Below are 6,561 nucleotides of genomic sequence, written 5' to 3' on the forward strand. Positions count from 1 at the left end.
TTTCTAATACTCCTCGGATAAATCAATACCAGTCCTTAATTATTCGAATAGGTTTCTTTATACGTACTTAATTCCTCTAACGTAATACTTGTTGGAAGATAGTTTCCTTTATATGTTTCCTCAATAAACTCAGCTGTCTGATCTGATTGATAGATTTCAACGATCTTTTGAAAAATTTCATTCTCTTGATCTTGTTTCCTAGCTGCGATAACATTTATATACGGTTTTGCAGTTTGGCTTTCATGAATAAGCGCATCTTTTAAGGTTAGCCCTGCCTCTAATGAGACTCCGTTATTAATGACAGAACCAGCTGTATCTTCCATTACACGAGGTGCATTTGCACTATCCACTGGAACAATTTCGATGTTTTTTGGATTTTCCTTAATTTTATCTTTTCCACCATTTCCATCGAAGTCATCAACAACCGTTAATAGTCCCGCTTCTTGTAATAGTAACAATGCCCTTCCCCAGTTAGGTGCATCGTTTGGAACAGCTATTTGTGCTTCATCTGGGATATCACTTACAGCATCATACTTACTAGAATACAATCCAAGCGGAGCAATAATTGTTGTACCAATTGGAACAATATCCGAATTGGTATTCTCATTAAATGAATCTAGATATGCTACGTGTTGAAAAGCATTTATATCAATATCCCCTTCTATCAAGGCTTGGTTTGGATCATATGCAGATGAGAAATTGACAATTTCAATTTCTAACCCTTCTTCTTCAGCTTGTTCCTTTAGATATTCCCATGTTCGAAGTTCAGAATTTCGAATACCAACCTTTACTGTTGATTGTTCACCTTCTGCACTTGTATCATTTGAACATGCAACTAATAACACACCTAAAACTAGAAATATAGGAAAAATCCATTTCTTCATTATTGACACCCCTCACCAATTTATTTGTTTCTCTAAACCCTTCTCGCCTTTCGTTCGAGTTTATTTCCTAACCCTTGAATTCCTTGAACGAGAATCACTAAAATAATAACTGTTACTAGAATCGTAATCGTACTAAATCGCTGATAGCCATATGTTATTGCAACATCGCCTAAACCTCCACCACCAATCGCTCCTGCCATTGCTGTCGCTCCTATTAATCCAATAGTTGCTGTTGTTAAACTTAAAATTAATGAAGAAAAGGCTTCCGGCATTAAAAAACGATAGATTATTTGAAGTGGTGTCGCTCCCATTGATTTTGCTGCCTCAATGATTCCTTCGTCCACCTCTAATAACGAATTTTCTACTAGCCTTGAAAAATAGGGCCCAATATGAAGTACAAGTGGAACAATTGCCGCCGTCGTTCCGATCGACGTCCCTACAATTAACCTAGTTAAAGGAATAATTGCTACGAGAAGAATAATAAATGGAATGGAACGAAAGATATTAACAATTGGATTCACGATTGAAAAAATAAAACGATTTTCCAGGATATGACCTTTTCTCGTTACAACTAATAAAATCCCTAAGAAAATTCCGATAATCCCTCCAAAAAAGAGTGAAACACTAACCATGTAAAGCGTTTCCCACAAAGCGTTCACGATCAATTCGGTGCTGACTTCCATCTTCCAAAACCTCCTTCACTTCAATATGTTGACTAATGATAAACGCTATTGCCCGTTTAATTTCATAGTCATCACCAATTAACTCAACAATTAAATTACCGAAAGGAATACCTTGCAATTCCGTAATATTTCCAAACAGAACGTTAATTTCCACATTATACATTTTCGCTGTTTTCGAAACGATTGGTTGCCCGGAGTCTGTTCCAAAAAATTCAATTTTGAAGATACGACTTTCATCATTATTTTCTTTTAACAGTCGATACACACTTTCGGGTACTTCATCTCGAACAACTGATTTGACAAAGTTTCGTGTCGTATCTGTTTTTGGATGAGCAAAAATATCAAACACATTTCCCGTTTCAATTACATGGCCATCTTCCATTACCGCAACCCGATTACAAATTTGTTTGATGACTTCCATTTCATGGGTGATCATTAATATCGTAATCTTATATTCCTCGTTTACTCGTTTTAATAAATGTAGTATTGATTTTGTAGTTTGTGGATCTAATGCCGATGTAGCTTCATCACACAATAAAATAGAAGGATTCGTTGCTAGCGCCCTAGCGATTCCAACACGTTGCTTTTGGCCACCAGATAACTGATCTGGATAATTTTTTGCCTTCTCTTCTAATCCAACAAAACGCAAAATTTCATGAACACGTTCTTTAATCTCCCTCTTCTTCAGTTTACTTAACAATAAAGGCATTGCCACGTTATCGAAAACGGTTTTGGAGTTTAAAAGATTAAAATGTTGGAAAATCATACCGATATCTTTCTTAGCTTGTCGTATTTCATTTTCAGACAGTTTTGCCAGATTCCCTTCGACAATAACCTCACCCGACGTTGGATATTCTAACAAATTAACGGTGCGAATCAGCGTACTTTTCCCAGCTCCACTGAAACCGATAACTCCAAATATATCTCCTTTTTCAACAGTTAAATGAATATCACGTAATGCTTCAACTTTATTTCCTCCACTATCAAATACTTTTGAAACCTGGCGAAATTCTATCAATCTAGACCCTCCTATTCTCGTCATACATTTAAAATGCAGGAACGACTGCACCTTCGTATTCTTCCACTATAAATTCCCTAACTTTTTCTGTTGTTAATGCTTCAGCAAGCTTTTCGATCAATTCAGAATCCTTGTTGTCAGGACGAGACACTAAAACATTAACGTATGGCGAGTCAACCCCTTCAATAATTAATGAATCTTCTAATGGTTTAAGATTAGCTTCTAACGCATAGTTTGTATTAATTGCCGAAGCTTCTACATCATCAAGTGAATGGACTAAGAGTGGTGGATCAACTGGAATGAATTCTAGGTTTTTGTTATTTTCAGTAATATCTCCTAATAAATAATCACCTGATTTAGCATCATCCAATTCAATAATTCCATTTTCTGCAAAAAGCATGAGTGTTCTTGAAAAATTGGAAGGATTATTCGGAATTGCTATTTGTGCTCCATCAGACAAGTCGTCAATTGAATTAATCTTTTTTGAATACACCCCAAATGGTTCAATGTGAATACCTTCCACAACTACTAAATCTAACCCACTGTCCTTGTTGACTTGTTCTAAATACGGCGTATGCTGAAAGAAGTTTGCATCTAATTCCCCATCAGCTGTCTGTTGATTGGTTTGAATACCATCCGTCGTATTCACTATTTCTAGTTTCACACCATCCGCTTCCAAATCTGGTGCAATAAACTCCAAAATTTGCGCATGTGGTACAGAAGCAGCACCAACTTTCAATGTCACTTCCTCATTTTCGGAAGCTGTCCCTGTTTCATTTCCGCAACCTGCTATCACAAACAACCCGACCGTTATAATCGCTAAAAGAAAACCCCTTTTAATTTTCATTTCTGCACTCCTCTTTTTCGAATTGTATTTTTCAACCTATTTCAATGTAGGAACCTTGTTTAATCTTGCTTCGTTATATGGATTGGTTCCAATTTCTTTTAATAAGGACACAGCACTTTCATATAAGAAGTAAGAAGCTTTGATCAACGCTGATTCATCAACTGTAAAAGCAGGATGATGCCAATCTTCATTACCATTTGTTCCAAAGAAAGCAAAAGCACCTGGCATATGCTGCTGATAGAAAGCAAAATCTTCTCCACCCATTGTTGGTTCTGGTTCTATCACCTTTAAGCCTTGATTTTGTGCAGCTTCACGTACAACTTCTATTGTTCCTGCATCATTCAACAATGGGGGCGGTCCAGGAAACCAATCAATCCTAGCTTCCTCTGAGTAGGCAAGCACTGTATTTTTTACAATCGTATTTACTTTTTCTTTAACTTCTTCACGAATTGCATGATTAAACGTTCGAGTCGTCCCTTCAAGAATTACGTCACCCGGAATGACATTCCAAGTACTTCCGCCTGTTATTTTTGTCACGCTTACGACGGCACTTTCTAACGGAGATATATTCCTACTAACAATTGACTGCAGTGCTGTAACTACCTGTGAGGCTGCAAGAATCGGATCTTTTCCATTTTGAGGAATTGCGGCATGACTACCTTTCCCACTGATTGTAATATGAAATCGATCTACAGACGCCATTAGCGGTCCAGATTTTAAACCAATCGTTCCAACGGGTAAATCAGGTTTATTATGGAGACCAATGATGGCTTCAACACCTTCAAGCTGCCCGTCGTTAATCACCTGTTCTGCTCCCCCACCTATTTCTTCTGCTGGTTGAAAAAGAAACCTTATATTCCCATTCAGCTTTGTTTGATTCTTTTTTAATAGATAAGCTGCTCCAATTAATGCGGCTGTATGGAAATCATGACCACAAGCATGCATCACACCTTTAATTTTTGATGTATAGGGTAAACCGGTCTGTTCTTCGATAGGTAGTGCATCGATATCAGCTCTAAGTGCAATAGTAGGTCCAGAATTTTCACCTTGTAATTGTGCAAAAACACCCGTTTTCAATCCTGTTTTTCTTAAATTTATTCCTATCTCGCTCAACCTTTTTTGGATGAATTTCGTTGTTTCGAATTCTTTTGTTGATAACTCAGGATATTGATGCAAATGACGCCTAATTGAAATTAAGTGTTCATTCAAATCTGATGGAAACATAGTAATGTCCTCCTCTAAATATCTAACCTATAGCATTTCGATAGAATATTCCCTCTCGAAAAATCCTTTGACTCATCTCGTCTGAAGCCTAACTTTTCATAAATTTGTATAGCATTTACCATGAAGTCGGTCGTATGCAAATACACGCTGGAATCTCCATGAGCTTCGGCGTCATTGATGACGGTTTTTAATAGTGCTTGGGCAACACCACGACCTCTTGCACTAGGGTGAACTCCCAGTAATCGAATGATGGGTGCTTGAATTTGAAGTTCGGCTTTCTCATATGCCTTTTCCGCAGACTGAAATAGCTGCAAGCTGCCTAGGATGTCCTGATCAAGTTTGGCTACTAAAATTTTATCTACATTCGGATTTTCAATAGATGAGGCAATTCGCTTTGAATAATCCTCCCACGCTTGTGGGGTGAAATGAGCCTCGTACTGTTGATAGCTCTCGACCAAAACACAACGAACTATTTCAATTTCCTCTCTAACCAACTCATTGACAATGATTGGATTGCTCATTAATTTACGCATTGCTACCTCCTATACATAACTTTTCTGTAGTGGACGCATTAATTGGAAAGAACGAAAACGCTCCGCTTCACTTCGAATAGGGGTATGTAAAATAAATTCGTCTATTTGATACGCATTATGAAGTCGTGTTAATTCTTCACTCACATATTCTCGCGTTCCAGCAATTATATCCGCCACTCTTTCTTCAATTTCAAATGGTCCTTCTGCTTGTTTTTCAAATGCATGTACTTGCTCTTTTGATTGAACGGTTAATGTCCGCCCATCATGAAGGTGAAGTGTGAATAATTTATGATCTTCTACTAACTTTTCTGCTTCTTTTTGGGTAGGTGCTGAAAGTGCAGCCAATGCTACAATAAATTGCCCTTCATTAAAATTCCGTTTGAAAGTATGAGCAGCTTCTTCAAGCAGTTTTTCATCACTATTTAAAAATTTCGCAAAAACAAAATTAACTTTTAAATCAGCGGCGATTTTGGCACTATTTGCACTTCCGCCGAGCAAATAAATTTCAGGTTTCTTATCTGGCTTTGGTAAAGCTTGGATGCCTAACAGTGGGTGATCATGCGCAACGGAATCGTCTATAAGGCTTTTTAAAAAACTTAAACGCTCATTAAAATCCTTTCCGTCATTTCGCTTTCCATTCTGTAATGCTCTCGTTGATAATGGAAATCCACCAGGTGCTTTACCAATACCCAGATCTACCCTTCCAGGAGCAAGCGTTGCTAAGACATGAAAATTCTCTGCAACCTTATACGGACTATAATGTTGTAACATAACTCCCCCTGATCCTATTTGAATTGAATTTGTTCGTGCTAACAAGTGTGACATTAAAACTTCGGGTGATGAACCAGCTACCTGTTCCATATGGTGATGCTCAGACACCCAGAAGCGAGCGTAACCCCATTCTTCCGCTTTTATCGCCAATTGAATGGTGTGTTGAAGTGCATCAGCAGCTGTCTTCCCTTTGAAAACTGGGCTTTGATCAAGAATTCCAAGTTTATATTTCATTCATTTTCCTCCAATTTCTTTACACTTATTTAATTGCAAAAGGCAGCTTTCCATTCCGGTCGGAATAGAAGGCTGCCTTTAGTTGTCTAATCGGCATTCCTTATTTAGTTCGTTGTTTTTTTCCTTGTGCTTGGTAACGTTTTTTCTCAGTCGTTTCAATTTGTGTAACTTCATCATCATGAACGGTTATGATTAAAGATCCAAATTTAAGTTTTTTTAATTCAGATATGATGTCTGTGATTTTCTTGTCATCCACGCTTGCCACAGAATCTCCCCCTTTAACGGAAATCGAGTAGAGGGGAAAATTAAATAACTTTCCGCCCCTCTCACACCACCGTACGTACGGTTCCGTATACGGCGGTTCAAT

8 protein-coding genes are annotated in these 6,561 nt (G+C 37.8%); all 8 read right to left on the bottom strand.

Translation table 11 applies throughout. The features are described from left to right. Window positions 1-35: 35 nt before the first annotated feature. Window positions 36-884 carry a MetQ/NlpA family ABC transporter substrate-binding protein gene (locus tag F1560_RS16300; RefSeq protein ID WP_149475707.1) on the bottom strand — a complete coding sequence of 283 codons (849 nt, stop codon included), beginning with the start codon at window positions 882-884 and terminating at the stop codon, window positions 36-38. Between the two features lie 32 nt (window positions 885-916). Then, window positions 917-1,567 (bottom strand): methionine ABC transporter permease, encoded by a 651-nt coding sequence (locus F1560_RS16305; protein WP_149475708.1) that lies wholly within the window; start codon window positions 1,565-1,567, stop codon window positions 917-919. After that, window positions 1,509-2,585 carry a methionine ABC transporter ATP-binding protein gene (locus F1560_RS16310; RefSeq protein WP_149475709.1) on the bottom strand — a complete coding sequence of 359 codons (1,077 nt, stop codon included), beginning with the start codon at window positions 2,583-2,585 and terminating at the stop codon, window positions 1,509-1,511. The genes F1560_RS16305 and F1560_RS16310 overlap by 59 nt, the downstream gene beginning before the upstream one ends. A 28-nt stretch (window positions 2,586-2,613) precedes the next feature. After that, complete coding sequence (locus F1560_RS16315; protein ID WP_149475710.1) at window positions 2,614-3,432, bottom strand: MetQ/NlpA family ABC transporter substrate-binding protein; 819 nt, start codon at window positions 3,430-3,432, stop codon at window positions 2,614-2,616. A gap of 36 nt (window positions 3,433-3,468) precedes the next feature. Then, window positions 3,469-4,656, bottom strand: coding sequence for an amidohydrolase (locus F1560_RS16320; protein ID WP_149475711.1), 1,188 nt, complete (start codon window positions 4,654-4,656; stop codon window positions 3,469-3,471). 14 nt (window positions 4,657-4,670) lie between these two features. Next, the gene (locus tag F1560_RS16325) at window positions 4,671-5,189 is read right to left on the bottom strand and encodes a GNAT family N-acetyltransferase (protein WP_245347680.1); all 519 of its coding nucleotides are present in this window, start codon (window positions 5,187-5,189) and stop codon (window positions 4,671-4,673) included. Between the two features lie 9 nt (window positions 5,190-5,198). Beyond that, window positions 5,199-6,194: an LLM class flavin-dependent oxidoreductase gene (locus F1560_RS16330; protein ID WP_149475712.1), complete on the bottom strand. Its 996-nt coding sequence runs from the start codon at window positions 6,192-6,194 to the stop codon at window positions 5,199-5,201. Window positions 6,195-6,294: 100 nt separating this feature from the next. Then, the gene (locus F1560_RS16335; RefSeq protein ID WP_149475713.1) at window positions 6,295-6,459 is read right to left on the bottom strand and encodes a DUF2292 domain-containing protein; all 165 of its coding nucleotides are present in this window, start codon (window positions 6,457-6,459) and stop codon (window positions 6,295-6,297) included. Window positions 6,460-6,561 lie beyond the last annotated feature (102 nt).

Source organism: Oceanobacillus polygoni (assembly GCF_008304605.1).
GTDB lineage: Bacteria > Bacillota > Bacilli > Bacillales > Amphibacillaceae > Oceanobacillus > Oceanobacillus polygoni.